This is a genomic window from Microbacterium pasadenense, assembly GCF_047246565.1.
GTDB lineage: Bacteria > Actinomycetota > Actinomycetes > Actinomycetales > Microbacteriaceae > Microbacterium.
Map to the genome: position 1 here is coordinate 364,204 of NZ_JBFOKN010000002.1, position 25,760 is coordinate 389,963.

The window sequence follows — 25,760 nt, forward strand, 5'->3', positions numbered from 1 at the left end:
AGACACACACGAACATGGCTGAGATCTTCTACGACGCCGACGCCGACCTCTCGCTCGTCCAGGGCAAGAAGGTCGCGATCGTCGGCTACGGCTCGCAGGGCCACGCCCACGCGCAGAACCTGCGCGACTCGGGCGTCCAGGTCGTCATCGCCTTGAAGGACGGCTCGAAGTCGGCTCCCAAGGCCGAGGACGACGGCTTCGAGGTCAAGACGGTCGCCGAGGCGGCCCAGTGGGCGGATCTCATCATGATCCTGGCGCCCGACCAGCACCAGCGCGGCATCTTCAACGACGAGATCAAGCCCCACCTCGTTGCCGGCAAGACCCTCGCGTTCGCGCACGGGTTCAACGTGCGCTTCGGCTACATCGAGGTCCCCGACGACGTCGACGTCATCCTGGTCGCGCCGAAGGCTCCGGGGCACACGGTCCGCCGCGAGTTCGTCGCCGGCCGCGGCATCCCCGACATCATCGCCGTGGAGAAGGACGCCTCCGGCCAGGCATGGGACGTCGCACTGTCCTACGCGAAGGCCATCGGCGGCACCCGTGCCGGCGTCATCAAGACCACCTTCACCGAGGAGACCGAGACCGACCTGTTCGGCGAGCAGGCCGTCCTCTGCGGCGGTGTCTCGCAGCTCGTCCAGTACGGCTTCGAGACGCTGAGCGAAGCGGGCTACCAGCCCGAGATCGCCTACTTCGAGGTGCTGCACGAGCTGAAGCTCATCGTCGACCTCATGTGGGAGGGCGGGATCGCCAAGCAGCGCTGGAGCGTCTCGGACACCGCCGAGTACGGCGACTACGTGTCGGGCCCGCGCGTCATCGACGAGCGCGTCAAGGAGAACATGCAGGGCGTGCTGGCCGACATCCAGTCCGGCGCGTTCGCGAAGCGCTTCATCGACGACCAGGACAACGGCGCCGTCGAGTTCTCCGCGCTCCGTGAGAAGGCCGCCCAGCACCCGATCGAAGCGGTCGGCCGCGATCTGCGCGCCCTCTTCGCCTGGAAGCAGCAGGACAGCGACTACACCGAAGGCTCGGCCGCTCGCTGACTTCCGGCACGAACCCTCGGCGGATCCGCCGAGCAGGCTTGAATGAGCCACGGAGGCCCGGCCCTTACAAGGGGCCGGGCCTTCGGCGTCGGTAGACTTCGGGGCATGGCATCCGGATCCCACGACGACGAGGACGCGTTCCGCTGGGACGGCGACGATGACGGGGCGCCGCCGGCCGCACCGCCGTCGGCGAGCTCTCTGCCCGCGGGATGGCGCGCTGTCGGCAAGGGCAGTGCCGACACCGGCCGGACGAGAGCCCCCGCGGACGCCGCAGCCGTCGACGTCGCATCGGCGGAGAACGCCGACGGCACCGGCGCGTCGGAGCCCGCGCCCCTCGGGAACGTCGCCCTCGTCACCCTCGGGCTGCTCGGCGGGATCTATCTGCTGTACACGATCGGCTGGATCGTCGGGGGAGGGCGGATGCTGGACGCCGCCGTCTTCCTCGTCGCCCCGACGGCCGTCGCCCCGGCGGTGGTCGTCGCCGTGGCGGCGCCGGCCCTCTGGTTCGCCGTCACGCTGCTGCTCACGCGCCACCGGGCGGTCTGGCTGCGCTTCACGGGCCTGATCGCCGGCGCGCTCCTGCTCGTGCCGTGGCCGTTCGTGATGGTGGGAGCCGTGAGCTGATGACCACGACCCCGTCCACCCGAACCGCCCGCACCCCGTCCTGGCTCTTCGCGGCGGTCGCCGGCGCGTTCGGCCTGCTGTACGCCTTCCTGGTCTGGCACGCCGTCGGCTTCCTCGTCGCGCAGGCGTCGAGCGCGGTCGGCCTCAACGGTGCGGGCTGGGCCATCCTGCTGTCCGCGGTGGCGTTCCCGATCGTCGTCTTCGTCGCCGGCGCGATCATCGGTCGCCGCCGACCGGTGTGGCAGGCGGCGCTGCTGTGGGTCGCAGGTCTCGGTCTCGCGGCCGTCTTCTGGATCGACGTCCTCGCCTACGCCTTCGTGGGCGGCGAGAGCCTCGTCGGCGGCTGAGCGTCGTCACACGGTCGGGTCCGGGCCGGCGAGGCCGGTAGGCTGATCGAGCCGCGTACCGAGGTCGGGCCGTGATGTCCGGCATCGTGGCATCCCACCCTCCGCGCACCCGAAGGTCAGTCGTGTCAAAGCCTGTCGTCCTCATCGCCGAAGAACTCTCTCCCGCCACGATCGAGGCCCTCGGCCCCGACTTCGAGGTCCGCACCGTCGACGGTTCCGACCGTGCGGCACTGCTTCCGGCCCTCGCCGACGCGCACGCCGTGCTCATCCGGTCGGCGACGAAGATGGATGCCGAGGCCATCGGCGCGGCACCGTCGCTGAAGGTGATCGCCCGCGCCGGCGTCGGTCTCGACAACGTCGACATCAAGTCGGCGACGGCCGCCGGGGTCATGGTCGTGAACGCGCCGACCTCCAACATCATCTCGGCCGCCGAACTCACGGTCGGCCACATCCTCAGCCTCGCGCGGCACATCCCGGCCGCGCACGCGTCCCTCGCCGACGGGGCGTGGAAGCGCTCGTCGTTCACCGGCACCGAGCTGTTCGAGAAGACCGTGGGCATCATCGGCCTCGGCCGGATCGGCGCGCTCATCGCCGCCCGACTGCAGGCGTTCGGGGTTTCGGTGGTCGCATACGACCCCTACGTCACGCCGACGCGCGCGCAGCAGCTCGGCGTGGAGCTGCTGAGCTTCGACGACCTGCTCGCGAAGAGCGATTTCGTCACGATCCACATGCCGAAGACCCCCGAGACCACGGGCATGATCGGCGCCGCGCAGTTCGCGATCATGAAGGACTCCGCCTACATCGTCAACGTCGCACGCGGCGGCCTCATCGACGAGGAGGCGCTGTACACCGCCCTCACGACCGGTGCGATCGCCGGCGCCGGCCTCGACGTCTTCACGAGCGAGCCGCCGAAGGAGGACGGCACGGCGTTCCCGCTGCTGGCGCTGCCCAACGTCGTCGTCACGCCGCACCTGGGCGCCTCCACCGACGAGGCGCAGGAGAAGGCGGGCGTCTCGGTGGCGAAGTCGGTCAAGCTCGCGCTCGAGGGCGACCTCGTTCCCGACGCCGTCAACGTCGCCGGCGGTGTCATCGACCCGTTCGTACGTCCCGGCATCGCGCTCGTCGAGCAGCTCGGCCAGATCTTCACCGGTCTCGCTCCCAGTGCGCTGACGAGCCTCGACATCGAGGTCCGCGGCGAGCTGGCCGACTACGACGTCAGCGTCTACCGGCTCGCGGCGCTCAAGGGGATCTTCACCAACATCGTCAGCGAGAACGTGTCGTACGTGAACGCACCGCTGTTCGCCGAGCAGCGCGGCATCGAGACGCGTCTCATCGTCGAGTCGGAGAGCCCGCTGTACCGGAACATCACGGTCCTGCGCGGCACTCTGTCGGACGGCACGGTGCTCAGCGTCGCCGGCACGCTCGCCGGCACGCGGATGGTGCCCAAGCTGGTCGGGATCAACGGCTACGAGGTCGAGGTGCCGATCGACCGGTACCACGTCGTCATGCGGTACGCAGACCGTCCCGGCATCGTCGCCATCTACGGGCAGAAGCTGGGGGAGGCGGGCATCAACATCGCCGGGCTCCAGGTCGCTCGTCCCGATGCGAGCGGGCGCGCCCTGTCGGTCCTCACGGTCGACTCGCCGATCCCCGAGGACATGCTCGAGCAGACGCGGCAGGCCGTGGCCGCCGATCTCTTCCGTCAGATCGAAATCACCGAGGCCTGATCCGCCGGGCGCCGAGCGCGCCGGATGCTGCCCACCGCGCCGTCTGGTGCCGGGCAGCATCCGGCGCGTTCGGCGTTTTCCGGCGCGCTCGGCGGGAGCGGGACGGCGGCGGAGAGGGGAGCGGGACGGCGGCGGAGGGGGGAGCGGGGGTCAGCGGGCGGCGCGCTCCACGAGCGCCACGAGCGCGTCCAGATCCTCGCCGCGGGGGAGCGGGCCCGGGAGAGCGCCCGGCGCCAGCACGTTGTTGAAGTAGAGGCCGTCGCTCACCAGGAGGACGAGCTGCAGTGCGGTCTCGTCGCGCGTGTGGGGCCGGAGAGTGGCCTCCCACCGCTCGCGGACGCGCCGGAGCGACGCGGATGCGGCGGGATGGCCGCCCTGTGCGAGGCGGGATGCCGCGACGATCGAGCGATCGAGGGGAGTGTCGGTCTCCTGGGACGTCCGCACGAACGCGGCGATGATGCCCTCCGGTGCGGCGAGCATCTCGTCGATGTCGAGCTCGACGAGGCGGTGCATGCGCTCGAAGAGCGCCGTCTCGAGCGCGTCCTTGCTGGCGTAGTGATAGAGCAGCCCGCCCTTCGAGACGCCGGCGGCGGCGGCGACGGCTTCCATCGTGGCCCCGCGGGCGCCGTCGGAGATCAGAAGCGCCTCGAACGCGTCCAGCACGCTCTCGCGTGCCCGCGGCGGTCTGCCCATTGTCGTGCCCTCCCGAGAACCAGCGGTACCTGATACTATACCGGCTGGACGGTGTAGAAATGATGACTTTGACGGAAGAACTCCGGATCGCCGACGCGGCGGGACGGCGACAGGGCTGGCGCGGCTGGGCGGCACTCGTGGTGCTCATGCTCCCGGTGCTGCTCGTATCGGTCGACAACACGGTGCTGAGCTTCGCGCTCCCCGAGATCGGGCGCGACCTCGCGCCCAGCAGCGCGCAGCAGCTGTGGATCATCGACGCGTACCCGCTGGTCCTCGCCGGCCTGCTCGTGACGATGGGATCCCTGGGCGACAGGTTCGGTCGCCGGCGTCTGCTGATGATCGGCGCCACCGGGTTCGCCGCGGTCTCCGCCGTCGCCGCGTTCGCGCCGAGTCCCGAGCTCCTGATCGTCGCGCGCGCCGCCATGGGGGTGTTCGGCGCGATGCTCATGCCGTCGACGCTCTCGCTGCTGCGCAGCATCTTTACGGACCGCGACCAGCGACGGCTCGCGATCGCGGTGTGGGCCGCGATGTTCTCGGCGGGCTCGGCCCTGGGGCCGATCGTCGGCGGCATCCTGCTCGAGCACTTCTCGTGGGGGTCCGTGTTCCTCCTGGCCGTGCCGGTGCTCGTCCCGCTGCTGGTGCTCGCCCCGATCCTCGTTCCGGAGAGCCGCGACCCGCGTCCGGGACGCATCGATCCGCTCAGCATCGCGCTCTCGATGGCCACGATGGTGCCGATCGTCTACGCGATCAAGGAGTTCGCGGTCGCGGGGCCGAGCGCCCTGCCGCTCGTCCTGGTCGTCGCGGGACTCCTCTTCGGCTGGCTGTTCGTCCGGCGCCAGCTGCGCTCGGCCACGCCGATGCTCGACATGCGGCTGTTCGGCCGCGGCACCTTCACCGGTGCGCTGCTGGTCAACCTCCTGAGCGTCGTCGCGCTCGTCGGCTTCCTGTACTTCGTGACGCAGCACCTCCAGCTCGTGCTGGGGATGTCGCCGCTGGAGTCGGGGCTCGCGCTCGTGCCCGGTCTCGTCCTCATGATCATCGCGGGACTCGGCGTCGTGCCGATCTCGCGACGCGTCTCGCCGCGCATCGTCGTCCCGGCCGCGCTCGTACTGTCGGCGGCCGGCTACCTGCTCATCTCGCTGTCGACGGATGCCGCCGCGCTCGGCTCCCTCATCGCCGCCTTCGGCCTGCTGGGGATCGGCATCGGCGCCGCCGAGACCGTGTCCAACGAGCTCATCCTCGCCAGCGCACCGCCGGCGAAGGCGGGCGCAGCGAGCGCCGTGTCCGAGACGGCGTACGAGCTCGGCGCGGTGCTCGGAACCGCCGTGCTGGGCGGCATCCTCACCGCGCTGTACCGGGGCGGCATCCAGATCCCCGACGGCGTGCCGGCGGACGCGGCAGCCGCGGCGCGGGAGACGCTCGCCGGTGCCGTCACCACGGCGGAGGCCCTGCCCGCGCGCCCCGGCGACGACCTGCTGGCCGCGGCCGCGGCCGCCTTCGACGCCGGTGTGGGCGTCACCGCCCTGATCGGGGCGGGTCTGGTCGTCTGCGCGGGCGTCGTGGCGGCCGCTACGCTGAAGGGATCCCGCACGCAGTCCGTCGATCACTGAGGTGCTGCGTCCCCCGAGCACGAGGAGAGCGATGTCGCGCGTCGTGAAACTGGCCGTCATTCCCGGCGATGGGATCGGACCCGAGGTCGTCGCCGAGGCGGAGAAGGTGCTCGACGCCGTCACCGCGGCATCCGACGTCACGCTCGAGAAGACCCGGTTCTCCCTCGGGGCCGGCCGCTTCCTCGACACGGGCGACACGCTGACCGACGACGATCTCGCCGCGATCTCGGCTCACGACGCGATCCTGCTCGGCGCCGTCGGAGGCGTTCCCGGCGATCCGCGGCTGAAGGATGCCAACATCGAGCGCGGCCTGCTGCTGAAGCTGCGCTTCGCGCTCGACCACTACGTGAATCTCCGGCCCTCGGTCCTTTACGCCGGTGCCGCCGGTCCGCTCGCCGAGCCGGGCGAGATCGACTTCGTCGTCGTGCGGGAGGGCACCGAAGGCCCCTACGTCGGCAACGGCGGCTCGATCCGCACCGGCACGCCCCACGAGGTCGCGAACGAGACCTCCGTCAACACCGCGTACGGCGTCGAGCGCGTCGTCCGGTTCGCGTTCGCCCAGGCGCACCGGCGCCGCCGGAAGCTCACGCTGGTCCACAAGACCAACGTGCTCGTCCACGCCGGTGGCATGTGGAAGCGGATCGTCGACGAGGTGGCATCCGAGTTCCCCGAGGTCGCCGTAGACTACCTCCACGTCGACGCGGCGACGATCTTCCTGGTCACGAACCCGGGCCGCTTCGACGTGATCGTCACCGACAACCTCTTCGGCGACATCCTCACGGACCTGGCCGGCGCCGTCACCGGTGGCATCGGTCTCGCCGCATCGGGGAACATCAACCCCGACGGCGCCTTCCCCTCGATGTTCGAGCCCGTGCACGGCTCCGCGCCCGACATCGCAGGACAGCAGATCGCCGATCCCACCGCCGCGATCCTCTCCGTCGCCCTGCTGCTCGAGCACCTCGGGCTGGACGACGAGGCCGCGCGCGTCACCCGCGCCGCCCGCGAGGACATCGCCGCTCGGGACGGCTCCGCCCGCTCGACCGCCCAGGTCGGCGACGCCATCACCGCGCGACTCCAGGCGTAATCTGAACAGATGCGCGACCCGGAGACGCCGCGCGAGGAACAGGACAGACAATGACCCTCACCGACCCCACCACCGCACCGGCCTCGCTGCCGTTCGCCGTCACCAAGAACCTCGCCGCGGCATCCCCCGCGGCTCGGGCCGAGATCCTGGCCAACCCCGGCTTCGGCGTCAACTTCACGGACCACATGGTCGACATCTGCTGGTCGGCCAAGGGCGGCTGGCACCGCCCGCGCGTGCAGCCCTACGGCCCGATCTCGCTGTCGCCCGCGGCCGCCGTGCTGCATTACGGCCAGGAGGTCTTCGAGGGGATCAAGGCGTATCGGCATGCGGACGGCTCGATCCACACCTTCCGTCCTGAGGAGAGCGCGCGGCGCTTGCAGCGCTCCGCGCGCCGTGTCGCGCTGCCCGAGCTCCCCGTCGAGTACTTCCTGCAGTCACTGCGCGAGCTCATCGCCGTGGATGCCGACTGGGTGCCCTCGGGCGAGGACCAGAGCCTGTACCTCCGTCCGTTCATGTTCGCCAAGGAGGCGTTCCTCGGCGTGCGCCCGGCGGAGAAGGTCGCCTACTACCTGATCGCGAGCCCCGCCGGCGCCTACTTCAAAGGCGGTGTCACGCCCGTCAAGATCTGGCTGAGCGAGGACTTCGCCCGCGCCGGCAAGGGCGGCACGGGCGCCGCCAAGACCGGCGGCAACTACGCCGCGAGCCTGCTGCCGCAGGCGCAGGCGTACGAGAAGGGATGCGACCAGGTCGTCTTCCTCGACGCCGACGGCAACGTCGAGGAGCTGGGCGGCATGAACGTCGTCTTCGTCCGCAAGGACGGGACGCTGGTGACACCCGAGTCGGAGTCGATCCTGAAGGGCATCACCAGGGACTCGCTGCTGCAGCTCGCCGAGGACCGGGGCCACCGCGTCGAGCGTCGGGCCGTCTCGCTCGCCGAGTGGCGCGAGGGCGTGGCCTCGGGCGACATCGTCGAGGTCTTCGCCTGCGGAACCGCCGCGGTCGTCACCCCGATCGGCACGCTGGTGGCCGACGGCTTCGAGGACGCCCAGCCGATCGGCACACTCGCCCTCGAGCTGCGGCAGCATCTCACCGACATCCAATACGGTCGCGCCGAGGACATCCACGGCTGGCTGACCCGTCTGGACGGCTGACCGTGCGCATCGTCCGCTACAGCCACGACGAGACCATCCGCTACGGCATCATCGACGAGAAGGAGGTCGTCGAGCTCGCCGGCGACCCGCTGTTCGCCGGGTTCGACACCACGGGCAAGCGGATCCCGGTCGGCGAGATCACCCTGCTCGCCCCGTCGATCCCGCGATCCAAGATCGTCTGCATCGGCAAGAACTACCGCGACCATGCCGCGGAGATGGGCGGCGAGGCGCCCACCGAGCCGCTGCTGTTCCTGAAGCCCAACACCGCGGTCATCGGCCCGAACGACGCCATCGTGCGGCCGCCGCAGTCGGAGCGCACCGACTTCGAGGGCGAACTCGCCGTCGTGATCGGCCGGGTCGCCAAGAACGTGCCCGCGGAGAGCGCGCTCGACTACGTCTTCGGGTACACGATCGGCAACGACGTCACGGCGCGGGACCTGCAGCGCTCGGACGGGCAGTGGGCGCGGGCGAAGGGGTTCGACACGTTCTGCCCGCTCGGCCCGGCGATCGAGACGGAATTCGATCTGACCGGCGGCGCACGCGTCGTCACGCGGGTGAACGGCGAGGTGCGCCAGGACGGTCCGATCTCGGACATGGTGCACTCGGTCCCCGAGATCATCGCCTACGCGTCGGCCGCGTTCACGCTGCTCCCCGGCGACGTGATCCTGACGGGGACTCCCGCGGGCATCGGCGCGTTCGACGCCGGCGACGTCATCGAAGTGGAGATCTCGGGGCTCGGCATCCTGCGCAATCCGGCACGGAATGCCTGACGAGCGGGAGCTCTCCGCACCGCCGGGCGACATCGCCCTCATCCAGCGCCGCACCGTCGGCGTGCTCGCCGCGGGGCAGGTGCTCGGCGGCGTCGCCTTCGGGTCGACCGTCTCGCTGGGCGCGCTGCTGGCCGCCGACATCTCGGGGCTCGAGTCGCTGTCGGGGCTCGCCACCGCATCGGTGACACTGGGCGCCGCGCTCTGCGCGATCCCGCTCGCCCGGCTCGCCGCGTCGCAGGGACGCCGGCGAGCGCTGACCCTGGGGAACGCGCTCGCGCTCGTCGGCATCGCCGTCGTGCTCACCGCCGCGGCCCTGCGCGTGTTCCCGTTGCTGCTGCTCGGCGTCATCCTGATCGGCGCGGGCAATGCCGGCAACCTGCAGTCGCGCTTCGCGGCGACGGACCTCTCCGACACGTCGCGTCGCGGACGCGACCTCGGCACCGTCGTCTGGGCGACGACCGTCGGCGGTGTCCTCGGGCCCCTCATGCTGACCCCCGGTGAGACGGTCGGGTCCCTGCTCGGCATGCCCCCGCTCACGGGCGCGTACGCGTTCTCGATCGTCGCGCAGACCCTCGCCCTCGTCCTCTACGCGGTGGCGCTCCGCCCCGATCCGCTTCGTGTGGCCCAGCAGCTCGCGCGCTCGGGTGAGGCGCGACGCGAGCACATCGTCGAGGTCGACCGGCCGATCGTCGCTCGGTACGCCGTCTTCGCCGTCGCCGGATCCCACGTCGTGATGGCGTCGGTCATGGCGATGACGCCCGTCCACCTGTCCCACCTGGACCCCCGCAACGTCACGACGATCGTCGGGGTCACGATCGCCCTGCACGTGTTCGGCATGTACGGGCTGTCGCCGGTGTTCGGCATCCTCGCCGACCGGTGGGGGCGCCTGCGCACGATCCTCCTGGGGCAGGGGATCCTCGCCGCCTCCCTGGTCACGGCGGCGATCGGCCCGCAGTCGCCCGCCGCGGTGCTCGTCGCCCTCCTGCTGCTGGGTCTCGGCTGGAGCGCCGCCACCGTCGGCGGCGCGGCCCTGCTGACGGAGTCGACGCCCACCGCCCTCCGTCCGACACGGCAAGGACGCAGCGACACGGCGATGACGCTCTCCGCCGCCGTCGGAGCCGTGCTCGCAGGCGGCGTTCTCGGCGCGATCGGGTACGGCGGACTCGCGCTCGTCGCGCTCGTCGTCGTGATCGCGGTGACGGTGCTGTCGCCGTACGCGCGCCGCTGATCCCGCACGAGCCGCCGAACTAGACTGGTCGCGATGTCTGCCGCACCGCACCCCCTGACCACGACCGCCTCCGGAACGGACGTCCGCGTCCGCTTCTGCCCGTCGCCGACCGGCCTGCCGCACGTCGGCATGGTCCGCACGGCGCTGTTCAACTGGGCCTACGCCCGCCACACCGGCGGCAAGATGGTCTTCCGCGTCGAGGACACGGATGCCGCCCGTGACAGCGAGGAGAGCTATCGCCAGCTCGTCGACGCTCTGACCTGGCTCGAGATCGACTGGGACGAGGGTGTCGAGAAGGGCGGTCCGCACGAGCCGTACCGGCAGTCGCAGCGCCACGACGTCTACCGCGGCGTCCTGGAGAAGCTCATCGCCTCAGGCGCGGTGTACGAGTCGTACTCGACCGCCGAGGAGATCGACGCTCGGAACTCGGCTGCCGGCCGCGCCACGCAGCTCGGGTACGACAACCACGACCGCACCCTCACCGACGAGCAGAAGGCCGCCTTCCGTGCGGAGGGTCGGGAGCCCGCCTGGCGCCTGCGCGTCCCCGACGAGGACCTGACCTACGTCGATCTCATCCGCGGCGAGGTGACGTTCCCCGCCGGTTCCTTCCCCGACTTCGTCGTCGTGCGGGCCGGGGGAGTGCCGCTCTACACGTTCACCAATCCGGTGGACGACGCCCTGATGGGCATCACCCACGTCCTCCGCGGCGAGGATCTCATGCCGTCCACGGCGCGCCAGCTCGCCCTCTACGCTGCGCTCATCGACGCGGGCGTCACGACCTTCGTGCCCCGCTTCGCACACATGCCGCTCGTCCTGGGCGAGGAGGGCACCAAGAAGCTCTCCAAGCGCGACCCCAAGGCGGACCTCTTCCTGCAGCGCGAGAAGGGATTCATCCACGAGGGCCTGCTCAACTATCTCTCCCTGCTCGGCTGGTCTATCGCGCCCGACCGCGACGTGTTCTCCCGGCAGGAGCTGATCGAGGCGTTCGACATCGTCGACGTCAACCCCAACCCCGCCCGCTTCGACCAGAAGAAAGCGGAGTCGATCAACGGCGACCACATCCGGATGCTGGCGCCCGAGGACTTCGCGTCTCGGCTCACGCCGTACCTGGTCGGCGCCGGCGTGCTGAGCGTTCCTCCGACCGATGCGCAGCGGGAGATGCTGCACCGGGCGGCGCCGCTCGTCCAGGAGCGCATGCAGATGCTCGGCGAGGCACCCGGCCTGCTCGGGTTCCTGTTCCGCGACGTCGACGCGTACGACGAGGACGCGCTCAAGGCCCTCCCGGCCAACGCCGTCGAGGTCCTCGCCGCCTCGGAAGCGGCCCTGGCAGACGTGCCGGAGGACGCCTTCGTGGCGGCCGACATCCAGGCGGCCCTCGCCGCCGCGCTGATCGACGGCCTCGGCCTGAAGCCGCGCGTCGCCTACGGCCCCGCCCGGGTGGCTCTCAGTGGACGGCGGGTGTCCCCACCGCTGTTCGAATCGATGGAACTGCTGGGCAAGACGGAGACGCTGAGTCGCCTCGCACAGCTGCGCGCGTCCCGCGGCTGACGCGCCGCTCAGTTTGGCCGAAGTCGAACCGTGGGCTAAGCTTGACCTTCGGAACGGCTTCGGCTGGACCCCCTTGGGGTATGGTGTAATTGGCAACACGGCGGTTTCTGGTTCCGTTGTTCTTGGTTCGAGTCCAGGTACCCCAGCAAGGTGAAAACCCCCGCTACGGCGGGGGTTTTGCCGTTCCCGGGCGCAGCGCGACAATGAACCATGGGACTTTTCTCGTCACGCCCGGAAGAGCCGTCGGAATGGGCCGGACTGCCGTCGGAGCCGCTGCCGCCGCGGACCGAGGCGGAACTGCTCCGCGGTGAGGAAGCGGCGCCGTGGCAGCCGGATCTGCTCGCCACGCGGCCGGCCGACGTCACCTCCATCGAGATCCCGGTCGGCGACTTCCTCGCGGACGGCACGGGCGATCCGGGGTCCGCAGACGGCGACGGGGACTAGGCGCACGTGCGAGGCGGCCGGGGTCAGCGCATCGCGTCGCCGACGTAGGAGTACTTGACGAAGACCTCCGATGCCCAGCCGGCCTCGTCGAGCACCCCCTGCACGGCGCTCAGCATGTACTTCGAGTCCCAGCCCATGTAGAGGTACCGGCCCTCGGCGAGTTCGTCCCACTGGCCGTTCCACGCCTTCGCGGGGTAGACCGGACCACCGCGTCGCGCGCTGAAATCGACGACGCTCTCCGGCGAGTCCGCCCACAGCCGCTTGAAGACGCGGTTGAAGAGGTATCGGACGTCCTTGACCTCCCAGTGCTCACCGCGGTACTCGACGTAGTCGAACTCGCGCTGCCAGCCGCGCGGCCAGCCGCGGCGCTTTTTCGCGTCGAGCACGGGCGTGAGGTTGTCGTCGTCGATCCCGACGACGGCCGGGCGCCGCCACGTCCGCATGAAGCGGGCGGTGAGCTCCTCGGTGCGCGCCGCGATCTGCGGGGTGCCCCACGTCGCGGCATCCGTCACGGCGCGCGTGAACGCGACCGCGCTCCGCGCGTAGGCGTCCCGCTTGAGGGGATACGACGCGTCGAAGACGCGCTCGGCGAGCTCCGGCTCGAGCAGGGTCAGGTTGCCGAGCGTCTGGCTCAGCGCGCGGTGGGCGTTCTGCTCGTCGTCGGTGTAGTCGCCCCAGCGGCGCGTCCCGTCGCCGGTCCAGTCGTCCGAGGGCGCGACCGGCAGCACGTGCTCGAGGTCGAGGAGGTCGTCGGGGGAGACGCCCGCGAGTCGCGCGAGGACGTACCCCGCGTGCGGGAGCTCGCCGTAGCGGAGGCCCACCCGGGTGCGTTCGTCCGAGGGCGTGATCCGGGCGATCGCGAGCAGGAGGGCGTCGCGACCCTGATCGGCTGCGCGGCAGAACCGGGCGACCAGTCGCTCGTTCGGCAGGCCCACGACCGTGCGCCGGAGCAGGAGCGATTCGACGTCCTCGAGCGAGGCGATGAGATCGGATGCCGCGAGCTCGCCGTGCCGGTGGTCGCGGTACAGCCGCAGCGCGAGGGGGTACATGCCGCGGCCGAGGATGTTGAGGGCGGCGAAATGCCCGCCGATCTCGGCATCCGGAGTCTCGTCGGGGTGAAGCAGCAGCCGGTAGATCTCGGACAGCTCGCGCCACTGCGCGGCGCGCTCCCGCAGCGTCGCGACGTCCAGGCGCGGGAACTCGTGCCGGAAGGCGTCATACACACCGCGTTCGCCCTCGACGAGCACTTCGCGTCCGGTGAGCATCACGAGATAGTGGCGCCAGAACGCCCCGATCTGCTCGCCGGTGTTCTCCTCGATCGGAAGCCAGTACTCGTTCTCGATCTCGGTCTGCTCGGTGTGCGAGAGTCCCATGAGCACGTAGTTGTGGATGAGCTCGTGGTCGCGCAGCGGCTCGCCGGTCGAGTTGAGGCTCTCGAAGATCTGCTGAGCGTTGGCATCGGCCCCCAGGGTGATCGAGACGTGCTCGAGCTTCTGCAGGCCTCGCCAGATGTCGGCCGCCTCATCGGGACGGATCTGGCTGCGGAAGAACGCGTAGTTGTCGTCGAACCGGGACTCCCGCTGGGCGTCCTGCGGCGCGCGCTGGTCGAGGACGACGCTCTCGAAGACGTCGGCCCACGCTCGGTGCGGACGCAGCTTGGTGCGGCCCGGGGCATCGTGCCTGACCAGCACGCGCTCGAGATCCGCGGCGAGATCGGGGTCGTCCTCGCGGAGGGTGTGGTGGAGGGCGGCGATCAGGAGCATGAGCGTGGTGATGCGCTGCTGCCCGTCGATGAGGACGAGGTGCGCATCGTCGTCGGCCGAGGTGCTCGCGGCCGACAGGATCGATCCGATGAAGTGGGTGTCAGCGGCATCCGTCGCAGCCACGGCCCGGATGTCGCCCAGCAGCTGTTCGCAGCCGCCGATGTCCCAGCGGTACTGCCGCTGGTAGACCGGGACGACGATCGTGGTGTCGGATGCCGACAGCCAGCCGATCGTGTTGACAGCGGTCGCTTCGACATTCGTGGCAGTGCTCATGTTCTCCGAATCGCTCCTCGCGGCCCTTCGATCCTATCGCCCGCGTTTTTCCCGGCCGGGTTCCAGGACTCCTGGCGGGCTCCTGCGTAGGCTTGCCTAAGTCGGGCCTGTAAAAACTTCGCTCGCCCGGCAGAAAGGTTGATCCGCATGGGTTACATCAAGAGCGCTGCACTCGAGGAGACCGGCTACGTCGTCCTCGACAGCTATGGCAAGGAAATCGATCCCAAGGAATGGCTCGACATCGAGTACGTCGATTGGAAGTCCTCCGGAGACACGCGCTTCGCGCCGCTCGCATCCGCGAAGGGCGAGATCGAGTGCAACGGCTTCTGGAACCACCAGCCGCCGCGCACCGACAAGGACGGCGTCTGGATCCCGTCGCAGACCGAGAAGGCGCCCACCCTCACCGAGCGCGCCCTCGAGCCCGGCGCCAACGTCGGTCGCTGCCGCATCATCGAGCTGCAGCCGAACACGTACGCCGACGCGCTGTACAACCTGCACCAGGACGACAACAACCGCCTGAACCCGGACGGCACGGGCTGGGTGGTCCGCAGCTTCTTCAACCTCACCGACGACAAGGACAGCTTCTTCGTCCTGCGTGAGAACCGGACCGACCCGAGCGAGGAGACCCGCATCGCGCTGCCCGCCGGTGCGCAGCTGGTCATCGACACGCAGCGCCTCTGGCATGCAGCCGCGCACTTCGGCGACGAGCCGCGCTACTGCCTCATCACGTCGTGGGAGTCCGGCCCCGAGCTCGACGCCTACCTCGCGAAGTACAACGCCGTGAACAAGGTGGAGAGCGTCCCGCTCGACCAGGAGACGATCGACGCCGCGCAGGCCGAGCAGGCCCGCCGCATCGCGGCCCGTGCCGCAGCACTGGCCGCCCGCGGTCAGAAGGAAGTCATCGCGATGAGCGAGGCCTGAGCCTCACGACCCGCACGCAGAAGCGCCCCCGACGATCGCGTCGGGGGCGCTTCTCGTGCTCCGTGCGGCTACACCTCCGTCACGCGGCGACGATGCGCGATGCGGTGGGCGAGCCACAGCACGATCGCGATCAGGCCGGCGATGGCGACGCCGAAGATCCACGGCAGGAGCATCGGCGTGAGGCTCGACGTGCCGGCGGCGAGCTCGCTCGTTCCGTCCGCGATCTCGGAATTGCCCGCCTCCAGGCGGCCGGTGCCGTCCGCGAGGGTCGTCGCGCCGTCGGAGAGCGTGGTCGAGCCGGTCGCGAGGTCGCCCGCGCCCGCCGAGAGCGTGCCGAGGCCGGTCGACAGGTCGCCCGCACCCCGCCACAGCTTCTGCGTGCCGTCGGCCAGGGAGCCTGCGCCCGTCGAGAGCGTCCCGGCACCGGCGGAGAGGTTCTGCGCGCCGGTGAACAGCCGCAGCGAACCGTCGGCGAGTCGCTGCGTCCCGGCGTGGATCGTCCACAGCCCGTCGCGAAGGTCGCCCGCCTTCGTGGCGAGTCGCCGCCCTCCGGCCACGAGCTCGTCCGTCCTCGTGTCGAGGGTCGTCACGCCCGTGGAGACGTCGCCGGCGCCGTCGGCGACCTTGCCCACGCCCGCGGCGAGTTCACCGGACTTGGATGCCGCTGTCGAGACGCCTGCGGCGAGTTCGCCGGACTTGGCTGCGGCCGTGTCGAGGCCGGCGGCGAGATCGCTCGAGCCCGTCTCGAGATCGCCCAGGCCGGAGACGAGAGACGTGGAGCCGCCCTTGACCTGGCCGAGGCCCGCGACCAGGTCGCCCGAGCCGGTCTTGATCTGTCCGAGGCCGGCAGCGAGCTCACCGGACTTCGTCGCGGCGGTGCCGAGGCCCGCGGCGAGGTTCGCGGTACCGACTTCCAGCGTCTTCAAACCCGTGGACAGCTCCGCGGCGCCGATCTTCACGGACCCTGCCCCCGCAGACGCCTTGGCGGCGCCGTCGGCGACGGCGGCCGCGCCCTCGGACACCGCGCTGAGAGCGCTGTACATCTTGGTCACGCCGCCGCTGACGACAGCAGAGTTGTCCGCCAGGCCGCGCGCCGCCGCGGCGAGCCCTTCAAGCTGCGCCTTCAGAGTCGGCTCGGAGACATCGGCCGCGAGCGCGGCGATGCCCTTCTGCAGGTCTCCCGCGCCAGCCGCGACGGCGGTCGCGCCGCCCGGCACGTTCTTCAGCGCATCGACCGCGTCCGCGGCACTCTTCGTGAGACCGGTGGCACCCTCGGAAAGGACCGCCGCGCCGTCCGCGAGTTCGCTCGAGCCGTCGGCGAGGTCAGCGGCTCCAGCGGCGGCGTCAGCCGCTCCCGTCGCCACGGCGCCGGCGCCGGCGGATGCCGTCTTGATGCCGTCGGACAGCTGTCCGGCACCGGCAGACGCGGAACCGATGCCCGCGTTGAGGTCTGAGGCTCCCTTGGACGCCTTGCTGACACCCGCGTCGAGGGCGCCGGCACCGTCTGCCGCCGCCTTCGCGCCGGCGGACACCTGCCCGGCTCCGTCGGACGCCGTTCCGATCCCGTCAGCGAGCTGGCCGGCGCCGTCCGCGGCCACGCCGAGGCCGGCGGACAGCTGACCCGCACCGTCGTCGGCTGCCTTCGCGCCGTCGGCGAGCGTCCGGGCACCCGAGTCGAGACGGCGGATGCCGTCCTTCGCGGTGCCGATGCCCTCGGACACGTCGCCCGCGCCGTCGGCGATGAGTGCGGAACCGGCAGCGGCGTCCCCGGCACCGGTGCGGAGCGTGACCGCTCCATCGCGGTTCGCCGCCGTGCCATCGGCAAGGGTCTGCGCACCGGTGGCGAGCGTCGTCGCCCCGTCGGCCAGCGTGTCGGCGCCGGTGGCGGCCGTCTCGGCGCCGTCGGCGAGCTCGCCGGCCCCCGTCGCCGCTGACGCGGCGCCGTCGTTCAACGCCGCTGCGCCGTCGGAGACCTGCGCGGCACCGTCCGACAGCGTGCGTGCGCCGTCGGCCACGTCGGATGACCCGCTGGCGGCCTGTACGGCGCCGTCGTCGAGGCGCCCCGCGCCGTCGTCGAGCTTCGCCGCCGTCAGGAAGTAGAACGCGGTCATGGCGATGAGGAGCACCGCGAGGACGGCGACGGTGATCTTCATCCCGAGGCCGTGCTCGTGGGTCTGTGATCTCGTCATTGAGGTCTCCAAGAGAGGTACGCGCCCGCATCGTCGCGGACGGTGGTGACGATCAGGCGGGGTCTCGCCGGCTCGGTGCCCGGGTGTCACATTCCCTGTCTGATCGGCATCGATCGCGCGGGTGCGTGGCGTGAGCGGGTCGACGCTAACAGCAGCGGCGGGCGCGCCCGGGGAGGCGGTCAAGACTCTGGCGTGTGAAACCAAGTCCCAGATCCGTGGGCTTGAGTTCCTTGTGGGACATCGACAACTTCCGTGGTGGTGATCGCGGAACGTCCGGACGGCTTCGTCGTGCTCGGGAAGGCGGGACCTCTTGTTTCGTGTGGTATTGTGTTGTATCGTGTGGGCGAGCCAAGGAGGCCCACATGTACGCAACGGAGCGCCAGGAGCTCATCGAGCAGCTCGTCGTGAGCGATGGGCGCGTCGCCGTCCTCGAGCTCGCGGAGCGTTTCGGCGTGACCACGGAGACCGTCCGGCGCGACCTCGCGCAGCTGGAACGGTCCGGCATCGTCCGCCGCGTGCACGGGGGAGCGGTGGCTCGCTCCCGGGCGAGCACGGCGGAGCCCTCGCTCGCCGAACGCACGGTCCAGCGCAGCGCGGTGAAGGAATCGATCGCGCACGCCGCCGTCGACCTGCTCGGCGCCGAACGGGACGGCGCGGTGTACCTGGATGCGGGCACCACGACCGCGGCGATCGCCCGGTTGCTCGCCCGCACCCCCCGCGCGGGCGGTGCCGTGGAAGTGGTGACCCACTCCATGGCGGTCGCGCAGACGCTCGCCGGCGTGGCGTCTCTCGGCCTCACCGCGGTCGGCGGGCGCGTCCGCGGCCTCACCGCCGCGGCCGTCGGTGCACAGGCGGTCGAGACCATCGGGCGGCTGCGTCCGGACATCGCCTTCGTCGGCACGAACGGCCTCTCCGCCGAGTTCGGGCTGAGCACCCCCGATCCCGACGAAGCCGCCGTCAAGAGGGCGATCGTCGCCGCGGCCCGGCGGGTGATCGTCGTCGCCGACGCCGAGAAGTTCGACGCCGAGCTCCTCGTCTCGTTCGCGCCGCTCGGCGCCATCGACGTCCTGATCACCGACGCGGCGCCCACCGGCGACCTCGCGCGCGCTCTCGCCGACGCCGACGTGGAGGTGCAGATCGCATGATCGTCACCGTCACCGTGAACCCCTCGCTCGACCGGACCATCGCCCTCCGCGCCCCGCTGCGGGTCGGCGACGTCCAGCCCGCGCTGGGATCCCGTGAGGATGCCGGCGGAAAGGGGATCAACGTCGCGCGCGTGGTCGCCGCGGCCGGCCATCCCGTCCTCGCGGTGCTCCCCCTCGATGACGAGGACCCGTTCGCGTCGGCACTGGCGCGGACGGGTGTTCCGACCCGGACGGTCCCGGTGCACGGGACGACGCGGGCCAACCTGACCATCGCCGACGCCGACGGCGTCACCACCAAGCTCAACCTCCCCGGCGTGACCCGCACCGATGCGGATGCCGAGGCGCTGACGTCCGCCGTGGTCGAGGCCGCGAACGGCGCCGCGTGGCTGGTGCTCGCGGGGTCGCTCGCCCCGGGCCTGCCCGATGACTTCTACGTGCACCTCATCGACGCCGTGCGCTCCCGCTGGGGGAACGCGGCCCCGGCCATCGCCGTGGACACCTCCGGGCCGGCTCTGGCAGCCGTCGTCGCCGCCGGTCGCCCCGATCTCATCAAGCCGAACGACGAGGAGCTCGTCGAGCTGACCGGCGTCCCGCTCGCCGCCGGCGTGCCGCTCGCCGAGGCGGTGGACGCCGCGGCGCGCGCCCTCGTGCCCAGCCGGGTCGGGTCCGCCCTGGTCACCCTCGGTGCGGACGGCGCGGTCCTGGTGACCCCCGACGGCGCCTGGCACGGGTCGCCGCCGCCGACCCGCGTGCGCAGCACCGTCGGCGCCGGCGACAGCTCGCTGGCCGGCTACCTGCTCGCCCAGGTGGCGGACGCCGCCCCCGCCGAGCGGGTGCGCTCCGGCATCCGTTACGGCTCCGCCGCCGCGGCGCTGCCCGGAACCCAAGCCCCCACCCCGCAGGACCTCCCGACCGGCGACGTGCCGGTGCGGAAGCTCGACCACTCATCCACCGACCACTGGAGGTCACCGTGACGGAGATCATCACCGCGGAGCTCGTCAGCATCGACGAACCGCTCGGCGCGGACAAGCGCGCTGTCATCGAGGCGCTCGCCCAGCGGGTGTCCGCAGAGGGACGCGCATCGGATGCCGCGCGCCTGGCCGCCGATGCCTGGGCCCGCGAGGAGCAGGACGAGACGGGCCTGCCGGGCGGCATCGCCATCCCGCACGCGAAGAGCGCCGCGGTGACCGAGGCGACCCTCGCCTTCGCCCGCCTGGATCCGGGGGTCGACTTCGGCGCGCCGGACGGTCCGGCGGATCTGGTCTTCCTCATCGCCGCCCCCGACACCGCGGCCGAGGAGCACCTCGCGGTGCTGTCGAAGCTCGCTCGCAGCCTCATGCGGGAGGACTTCACGGCGGGCCTGCGCGGAGCGGCGTCGACCGACGAGATCCTCGCAATCGTGCGTGCGGCGATCTCGGAAACGCCGACGCCCGCACCGGCCGCGACGACTCCGGATCCGGCACCTGCGGCTGCTGATCCGGCGGCCGTCGACGAGGCACTGACCGTCGACGGTCGACCGGCCCGCATCGTCGCGGTCACGGCCTGTGCGACGGGCATCGCGCACACCTTCATGGCCGCCGACGCGCTCACCGCGACGGGTCGGCAGGAGGGCGTCGACCTGGTCGTGGAGCCCCAGGGATCGAGCGGCTACAAGGCGATCGACCAGCGGGTCATCGACGAGGCGGATGCCGTCATCTTCGCCGTCGACGTGGATGTCCGCGAGCAGCACCGGTTCGCCGGCAAGCCGGTGATCCGATCCGGCGTCAAGCGCGGGATCGAGCAGCCCGCGCAGCTCATCGCGGAGGCGGTGGCGGCGGCGAAGAGCCCGTCCGCTGCACGCGTGAGCTCGGCGGGCGCGACCTCGGCGACCGAGTCGGCCGCCCCGACGTCGGTGGGCGGCAGCGTCAAGCGCGCCCTGATGACCGGCGTCAGCTACATGATCCCATTCGTCGCCGGCGGCGGGCTGCTCATCGCTCTCGGCTTCCTCATGGCCGGGTACGGGATCGCGCTGCCGCACGGGGACGACGGCGTCAACAATGCCGTGTTCGCGCTGCAGAACTACACGATCGGCAACCTGCCGCCCGAGGGACTGCTGTACTACCTCGGAGCCGTCGCCTTCCAGATCGGCGGACTGTCCTTCGGCTTCCTGGTGCCCGCGCTGGCAGGCTACATCGCCTACGGTCTCGCCGACCGTCCCGGCATCGCCCCCGGCTTCGTCGCCGGCGCGGTCGCCGTGTTCATGAACGCCGGCTTCCTCGGCGGCATCGTCGGCGGTCTGCTCGCCGGTCTCGCCGCCTGGTGGCTGAACCGCCTCGACGTCGCCCGGTGGCTGCGGGGGCTCATGCCGGTCGTGATCATCCCGCTGCTCGCCTCGATCTTCGCCTCCGGGCTGATGCTCCTGGTGCTCGGCGGTCCGATCGCCCTGCTGACCACCGCGCTGAACGACTGGCTCGGCAGTCTCACCGGGGCCGGCGTCGTCATCCTCGGCGCCATCCTCGGTCTCATGATGTGCTTCGACCTCGGCGGCCCGGTCAACAAGGTGGCCTACGGCTTCGCGACCGCGAACCTCGCGGCCGGCATCGCCGGAGACGAGCGGTACCTGCAGATCATGGCTGCCGTCATGGCCGCGGGCATGGTCCCGCCGCTCGCGATGGCGCTCGCGTCCACGGTGCTCGGACGGCGGCTGTTCACCGAGCCCGAACGCGAGAACGGCAAGGCGGCCTGGCTGCTGGGCGCGGCCTTCATCTCGGAGGGCGCCATCCCGTTCGCGGCGGCGGATGTCCTGCGCGTGGTGCCCGCCGCGATGATCGGCGGCGCCGTCACCGGCGCGCTCTCGATGGCATTCTCGATCACCTCGAAGGCGCCTCACGGCGGCATCTTCGTGTTCTTCGCGATCGAGAACTTCTGGCTGTGGCTCGTCTCGATCGCGATCGGGACCGTCATCAGCGCCGTCGCGGTCGTGCTCCTGAAGCGCTACGCCCGCCGGCGTCCGCTGCCGGCGGATGACGCCGCGCTGCCCGCCGTCCCCGTCACGGCATAGTCTCGAATCACCGATCCAAGGAGGAAACCCATGGCCGAACGGACTGCAACCGTCGCGAGCAGCTCGGGTCTGCACGCCCGCCCCGCAAAGCTCTTCGTGCAGGCGGTGAAGGAGACGGGCGTCCCCGTCACCATCGCCGTCGACGGCGGCCCCGATCTCAACGCGGGCAGCATCCTGACACTGATGGGCCTGGGTGCCACGCAAGGCACCGTCGTCACGCTCAAGGCCGAGGGCGAGGGCGCCGACGCGGCGCTCGACAGCCTCGTGACGTTCCTCGAGACGGACCACGACGCGGCCTGAGCGCGGACGACGAGCGGATGCCGTGGGCGAGAGCCTGCGGCATCCGCTCGTCCTAGAGGTCGGTGGCCTCGCCCGGCTCGAGGGCGAGGAACTCTCCGCCGCCCTGCTCCGCAGCCCACTCCAGCCGGCTGCGGTGCATGGTCAGGCCGGCGCGCGAGAGGGTCATGTCGTGGGTGCCGAACGCCCGGCGCGGTGCGACGGCCAGCACGAAGTCCATCGCGTCGCCGATCTTCAACCACGGCGCGCCGATCGGCGCGGCCAGCAGGCGCACCTCGACGCCCTCGGGGACCGCGTACGAGTCGCCCGGGTAGTAGAAGCCGTCGCCGACGAGGACCCCCACGTTGTCGATGACGGGGACGGATTCGTGGATCACGCTGTGGGTGCCGCCGAAGAACGACATCGTGAACGGTCCGATGGTGACCGTCTCTCCCGGGGCGACCACGGTGACGTCGTAGTCGGATGCTGCGGCGGCGACGCCCGCCGGACCGAGGATCGGCGTGCCGGGTGCGTCGGTGAGGATCTGGTCGAGGTGCTTCGGAGTCCAGTGATCGGGGTGCTCATGGGTGAGCACGACGGCGACGAGATCGCTGAGGTCGGCGAGGGGGAGTGTGAAGGATCCCGGATCGATCAGGAGGGTCTTGCCCTCGCTCTCGAGACGGAGGCAGGCATGTTCGTGCTTCGTGACGCGCATGCCCCCCAGTCAAGCGACGCGACCCCGCCGGAACAAGCCTCTGCGGCCCTCCGAGCCCGCTTCCCGCCTCGATTTGGCTTCCGGAAAATCGTCGTGCATACTTGAACGGTTGCGAAAACGGCCCCATCGTATAGCGGCCTAGTACGCCGCCCTCTCACGGCGGTAACGCGGGTTCGAATCCCGCTGGGGTCACCAGCACGACGACACCCCCGACCACGCGGTCGGGGGTGTCGTCGTTTCAGTCGCCCGATCCCGGGTTCTCGACGGCCAGCCGTCGCCGGCGCGCCGCCCGCGCGATCGCCCAGGCGGCGAGCGCGGCGACACCGAGGACGGCGAGCCACGGGAGCAGGAATCCGAGACCGATGACGATGCCGTTCACGGTGGCGACGAGGGTGTTCCAGCCCGCGGAGAGACCGTCGCCGAATCCGGTCGGGTCGGCGGCCACGACGGTGGCGGGCTCGATGAGGGAGACGGTGAGGCTCGACAGCGAGACCTGGTCCTCGAGGAGGGTGAGCTGCCCGCGGAGCGAGTCGAGTTCCGCCTGCCGCTCGGACAGCGCATCCTCGGCTGTGAGGAGGGCCGCGGTCGAGTCGGCGTCGGCGATGAGATCGAGCAGACGCGTCACCGACTTCTCGAGCGCCGCGACGCGCGCCCGCAGGTCGACGGCCTGGGTCGTCACGTCGTCACGCCGGATCTCGGACGAGCGCACCTCCCCGATCTCGGCGAGGCCGTCGATGGCCGCGGCGAGCCGGTCGGCCGGCACCCGCACCGTGATCCAGGCACCGTCCGGTCCGGGGACGCCCGGGTCTGCGGGCGACGAAGCCGCCGCGTCCGTCCCGGACCGCTGCAGGCTCATGGAGTCGACATAGCCGCCGAGGTCGGCGGCGGATGCGGCGACATCGTCGGCGGCGCCTGCGGCATCCGTCGTCTCGAGCGTCACCGTCGCGATCGCGATCACCTCGCGGGCCTCCTCGGCGGAATCCTCGGCGGCGCTGCCTCCGGCGCTGTCGGTGACGGCCCCGGCGTCGTCTCCCGCCCCGCCGCCGAGGTCCGCCTCCGACCAGCCACGTCCGGGCTCGATCGCGCTGTCCCCGGCCGACGATCCTGTCCACGAGCCCGAGAGCCCGGGGCCGACGACCGCCGCGACGACGATGACCGCGGCGGCGGCGCCGATCCCCGCCCACACCCGACGTCGGGCGGTCCGCCGTCGCCGGACCGCGGCGGTCCGCTCGGCGGCGATCTGCCCGAGCACGCGACGCTCGATGTCGTCGACGCGCTCCTGGGCGATCTCGGGAAGGGGGATGTCGGTGGTGTTCATGGGCCCTCCGGTTCGACGACCGCGCGCAGCCGCGTGCGGATGCGGGAGAGACGATTGCGGACGACCGCGTGCGACACGCCGAGCTGCTCGGCTGCCGCCTGGTACGCGTATCCCTCGGCCGCGCACAGCCGGAAGATGTCCTGGTCGAGCGGGGACAGCGTGCCGAGCTCGGCGATCACCCGCTCCACGAGCGCGAGACCGATCACCTGGTCCTCGACGTCGACCCGCGCCGCGAGATCGTCCTCGAACGCGCCCGCGCTCACGCGACGGTCGCGCTGCTGCCGGCGGACGCGGTTCGCGCTCTGGAAGCGGCAGATCGTCACGAGCCACGGGAGCAGCGATTCCCCCGCGAGCTCGAGGCCGGGGATCTTCCGCCACGCGGCGAGGAATGTCTCCTGCATGACGTCCTCCGCATCGGCCGGATTGCCGACGAGTCCGTGGGCGAGCCAGTAGACCGGCCGTGCGTACGCGCGATAGAGCTCGCGGAAGGCCGCCTCGCTGCCGCCCGCGGCGGCAGCGACCAGTTCCGCATCCGTCCTCACGGCCGCATCGCCCATCGCACCCTCAATCGTTCTCCTGACCGGGGAGTGTCGCTCGGGAAGCGATCGTCTCACGACCGGGGGCGGTACCCTGGGTGTTCGAGAGGGAGTATCCCGACCTCGCGCGTCCGTCATCACGAACTCCCTCAGCGGGAGATCCGGGCGCGCGCCGCCTCAGGGCGGGGGAGAGACTCTCGGTTCCCCATCTTCGAAAGGCCCGCATGGTCCTCCCCGTCTGGTTCGAGGTCGGCTCGCTCGTCGTCCTCCTCGCGATCCTCCTCGCCGACCTGCTCCTCATCATCAAGCGGCCCCACATCCCGTCGGCCAAGGAGTCCACCCTGTGGGTGGTGTTCTACGTCGCCCTCGCGCTCGTCTTCGCAGCCCTCATGTGGGTGTTCGCGGGTGGCGAGTACGCCGGCCAGTTCGTCGCGGGATGGCTCACCGAGTACAGCCTCTCGATCGACAATCTCTTCGTCTTCGTTCTGATCATGGGGCAGTTCTCGGTGCCCCGGAAGTACCAGCAGAAGGCTCTGATGGTGGGCATCATCCTCGCGCTGATCCTGCGAGGGATCTTCATCCTGCTCGGGGCGGCGATCATCGAGCAGTTCAGCTGGGTCTTCTACATCTTCGGAGCGTTCCTGGTCTGGACCGCCTACAAGCAGGCCTTCCCCGGCGCCGACCACGACGACGAGGAGAAGAAGGAGAGCGCCGTCGTCCGGCTGCTCCGCAAGACGGTCGCCATCAGCGACGAGTTCGACGGGTCGAAGGTTCGCACCGTCGTCGACGGCACGAAGATGTTCACGCCCATGATCATCGTGTTCGCGGCCCTCGGCATGACGGACCTGCTGTTCGCACTCGACTCGATCCCCGCGATCTTCGGCATCACCCAGAGCGCCTTCATCGTCTTCACGGCGAACATCTTCGCCCTCATGGGGCTGCGGCAGCTGTACTTCCTGCTGGGCGGTCTGCTGGACCGACTGAAGTACCTCCACTTCGGCATCGCCTTCATCCTCGCCTTCATCGGCGTCAAGCTCGTCTTCCACGCCATGCATGAGAACGAGCTGCCCTTCCTCAACGGCGGCGAGCACATCGAGTGGGCGCCCGAGATCTCCACGTGGATGTCCCTCGGCGTCATCATCGTCTCGATGATCGTCGCGACGGGCGCGAGCCTGATCGCGGCGGGTCGCGAGGCTCGGAACACCCCCGTGCACACGACGACCCAGGCCGCCGAGGTGGTCGCCGACGAGAAGGGCACGCCCGCGACGGTGCAGGAGCACCCCGAGGAGCACAGCGGTCCGCCCACGGGACGCTGATC

At 70.9% G+C, this 25,760-nt stretch carries 23 protein-coding genes and 2 tRNA genes; 19 read left to right on the plus strand and 6 right to left on the minus strand.

Annotation, left to right across the window (positions count from 1 at the left end; translation table 11 throughout):
• Positions 1-14 precede the first annotated feature (14 nt).
• The 4 genes from ilvC to serA all read left to right on the plus strand — a co-directional run bounded on the left by ilvC (position 15) and on the right by serA (position 3,738).
• Positions 15-1,040, plus strand: coding sequence for a ketol-acid reductoisomerase (gene ilvC / locus AB3M83_RS07855; protein ID WP_412946721.1), 1,026 nt, complete (start codon positions 15-17; stop codon positions 1,038-1,040).
• 105 nt (positions 1,041-1,145) lie between these two features.
• Positions 1,146-1,664: a hypothetical protein gene (locus AB3M83_RS07860; RefSeq protein WP_412946724.1), complete on the plus strand. Its 519-nt coding sequence runs from the start codon at positions 1,146-1,148 to the stop codon at positions 1,662-1,664.
• A complete protein-coding gene (locus AB3M83_RS07865; RefSeq protein ID WP_412946726.1) occupies positions 1,664-2,011 on the plus strand; it encodes a hypothetical protein in 348 nt (115 codons plus the stop codon). Before AB3M83_RS07860 ends, AB3M83_RS07865 begins: the two co-directional genes overlap by 1 nt.
• A gap of 122 nt (positions 2,012-2,133) precedes the next feature.
• Positions 2,134-3,738 (plus strand): phosphoglycerate dehydrogenase, encoded by a 1,605-nt coding sequence (gene serA / locus AB3M83_RS07870; protein ID WP_412946729.1) that lies wholly within the window; start codon positions 2,134-2,136, stop codon positions 3,736-3,738.
• Positions 3,739-3,888: 150 nt separating this feature from the next.
• Here serA and AB3M83_RS07875 read toward each other — a convergent pair whose 3' ends face one another.
• Positions 3,889-4,431, minus strand: a complete 543-nt coding sequence (locus AB3M83_RS07875) for a TetR/AcrR family transcriptional regulator (RefSeq protein ID WP_412946732.1) — start codon at positions 4,429-4,431, stop codon at positions 3,889-3,891.
• Positions 4,432-4,493: 62 nt separating this feature from the next.
• On the opposite strand from AB3M83_RS07875, the gene AB3M83_RS07880 reads away from it, so the two are divergent.
• The 8 genes from AB3M83_RS07880 to AB3M83_RS07915 all read left to right on the plus strand — a co-directional run bounded on the left by AB3M83_RS07880 (position 4,494) and on the right by AB3M83_RS07915 (position 12,266).
• A complete protein-coding gene (locus AB3M83_RS07880; RefSeq protein ID WP_412947848.1) occupies positions 4,494-6,041 on the plus strand; it encodes an MFS transporter in 1,548 nt (515 codons plus the stop codon).
• 31 nt (positions 6,042-6,072) lie between these two features.
• Positions 6,073-7,125 carry a 3-isopropylmalate dehydrogenase gene (locus AB3M83_RS07885; protein ID WP_412946734.1) on the plus strand — a complete coding sequence of 351 codons (1,053 nt, stop codon included), beginning with the start codon at positions 6,073-6,075 and terminating at the stop codon, positions 7,123-7,125.
• A 50-nt stretch (positions 7,126-7,175) separates the two neighbouring features.
• The gene (locus tag AB3M83_RS07890) at positions 7,176-8,276 is read left to right on the plus strand and encodes a branched-chain amino acid aminotransferase (protein WP_412946737.1); all 1,101 of its coding nucleotides are present in this window, start codon (positions 7,176-7,178) and stop codon (positions 8,274-8,276) included.
• A gap of 2 nt (positions 8,277-8,278) precedes the next feature.
• On the plus strand, positions 8,279-9,046 hold the full coding sequence (locus AB3M83_RS07895; RefSeq protein WP_412946740.1) for a fumarylacetoacetate hydrolase family protein: 768 nt from the start codon (positions 8,279-8,281) through the stop codon (positions 9,044-9,046).
• Positions 9,039-10,274, plus strand: coding sequence for an MFS transporter (locus tag AB3M83_RS07900; RefSeq protein WP_412946743.1), 1,236 nt, complete (start codon positions 9,039-9,041; stop codon positions 10,272-10,274). The genes AB3M83_RS07895 and AB3M83_RS07900 overlap by 8 nt, the downstream gene beginning before the upstream one ends.
• A 33-nt stretch (positions 10,275-10,307) precedes the next feature.
• On the plus strand, positions 10,308-11,822 hold the full coding sequence (gene gltX / locus AB3M83_RS07905) for a glutamate--tRNA ligase (protein ID WP_412946746.1): 1,515 nt from the start codon (positions 10,308-10,310) through the stop codon (positions 11,820-11,822).
• 74 nt (positions 11,823-11,896) lie between these two features.
• Positions 11,897-11,968: transfer RNA gene (locus AB3M83_RS07910), tRNA-Gln, on the plus strand.
• A gap of 64 nt (positions 11,969-12,032) precedes the next feature.
• Positions 12,033-12,266 (plus strand): hypothetical protein, encoded by a 234-nt coding sequence (locus AB3M83_RS07915; RefSeq protein WP_412946749.1) that lies wholly within the window; start codon positions 12,033-12,035, stop codon positions 12,264-12,266.
• Between the two features lie 23 nt (positions 12,267-12,289).
• Here the strand turns inward: AB3M83_RS07915 and AB3M83_RS07920 are convergent, their stop codons facing one another.
• Complete coding sequence (locus AB3M83_RS07920; RefSeq protein ID WP_412946751.1) at positions 12,290-14,302, minus strand: DUF262 domain-containing protein; 2,013 nt, start codon at positions 14,300-14,302, stop codon at positions 12,290-12,292.
• Between the two features lie 147 nt (positions 14,303-14,449).
• On the opposite strand from AB3M83_RS07920, the gene AB3M83_RS07925 reads away from it, so the two are divergent.
• Complete coding sequence (locus tag AB3M83_RS07925) at positions 14,450-15,223, plus strand: hypothetical protein (RefSeq protein WP_412946753.1); 774 nt, start codon at positions 14,450-14,452, stop codon at positions 15,221-15,223.
• Positions 15,224-15,291: 68 nt separating this feature from the next.
• On the opposite strand, the gene AB3M83_RS07930 is transcribed toward AB3M83_RS07925, so the two are convergent.
• Positions 15,292-17,412 (minus strand): hypothetical protein, encoded by a 2,121-nt coding sequence (locus tag AB3M83_RS07930; RefSeq protein WP_412946755.1) that lies wholly within the window; start codon positions 17,410-17,412, stop codon positions 15,292-15,294.
• 362 nt (positions 17,413-17,774) lie between these two features.
• Here AB3M83_RS07930 and AB3M83_RS07935 point away from each other — a divergent pair, with 362 nt between their 5' ends.
• The 4 genes from AB3M83_RS07935 to AB3M83_RS07950 are packed head-to-tail and all read left to right on the plus strand — an operon-like array spanning position 17,775 to position 21,897.
• On the plus strand, positions 17,775-18,557 hold the full coding sequence (locus AB3M83_RS07935) for a DeoR/GlpR family DNA-binding transcription regulator (protein WP_412946757.1): 783 nt from the start codon (positions 17,775-17,777) through the stop codon (positions 18,555-18,557).
• On the plus strand, positions 18,554-19,531 hold the full coding sequence (locus AB3M83_RS07940; RefSeq protein ID WP_412946760.1) for a 1-phosphofructokinase family hexose kinase: 978 nt from the start codon (positions 18,554-18,556) through the stop codon (positions 19,529-19,531). The genes AB3M83_RS07935 and AB3M83_RS07940 overlap by 4 nt, the downstream gene beginning before the upstream one ends.
• A complete protein-coding gene (locus tag AB3M83_RS07945; protein WP_412946762.1) occupies positions 19,528-21,597 on the plus strand; it encodes a PTS fructose transporter subunit IIABC in 2,070 nt (689 codons plus the stop codon). The genes AB3M83_RS07940 and AB3M83_RS07945 overlap by 4 nt, the downstream gene beginning before the upstream one ends.
• A 30-nt stretch (positions 21,598-21,627) precedes the next feature.
• A complete protein-coding gene (locus AB3M83_RS07950; protein WP_412946765.1) occupies positions 21,628-21,897 on the plus strand; it encodes an HPr family phosphocarrier protein in 270 nt (89 codons plus the stop codon).
• 52 nt (positions 21,898-21,949) lie between these two features.
• Here the strand turns inward: AB3M83_RS07950 and AB3M83_RS07955 are convergent, their stop codons facing one another.
• Positions 21,950-22,588, minus strand: coding sequence for an MBL fold metallo-hydrolase (locus tag AB3M83_RS07955; protein WP_412946767.1), 639 nt, complete (start codon positions 22,586-22,588; stop codon positions 21,950-21,952).
• 119 nt (positions 22,589-22,707) lie between these two features.
• Here AB3M83_RS07955 and AB3M83_RS07960 point away from each other — a divergent pair.
• A tRNA-Glu gene (locus AB3M83_RS07960) sits at positions 22,708-22,783 on the plus strand.
• Between the two features lie 43 nt (positions 22,784-22,826).
• Here AB3M83_RS07960 and AB3M83_RS07965 read toward each other — a convergent pair.
• Positions 22,827-23,906 carry a DUF4349 domain-containing protein gene (locus AB3M83_RS07965; protein WP_412946769.1) on the minus strand — a complete coding sequence of 360 codons (1,080 nt, stop codon included), beginning with the start codon at positions 23,904-23,906 and terminating at the stop codon, positions 22,827-22,829.
• Positions 23,903-24,463 carry an RNA polymerase sigma factor gene (locus tag AB3M83_RS07970; RefSeq protein WP_412946771.1) on the minus strand — a complete coding sequence of 187 codons (561 nt, stop codon included), beginning with the start codon at positions 24,461-24,463 and terminating at the stop codon, positions 23,903-23,905. Before AB3M83_RS07970 ends, AB3M83_RS07965 begins: the two co-directional genes overlap by 4 nt.
• A 203-nt stretch (positions 24,464-24,666) precedes the next feature.
• Here AB3M83_RS07970 and AB3M83_RS07975 point away from each other — a divergent pair, with 203 nt between their 5' ends.
• Entirely contained in the window at positions 24,667-25,758 is a 1,092-nt protein-coding gene (locus AB3M83_RS07975; protein ID WP_412946774.1) for a TerC family protein, read from the plus strand.
• Positions 25,759-25,760: the final 2 nt, after the last annotated feature.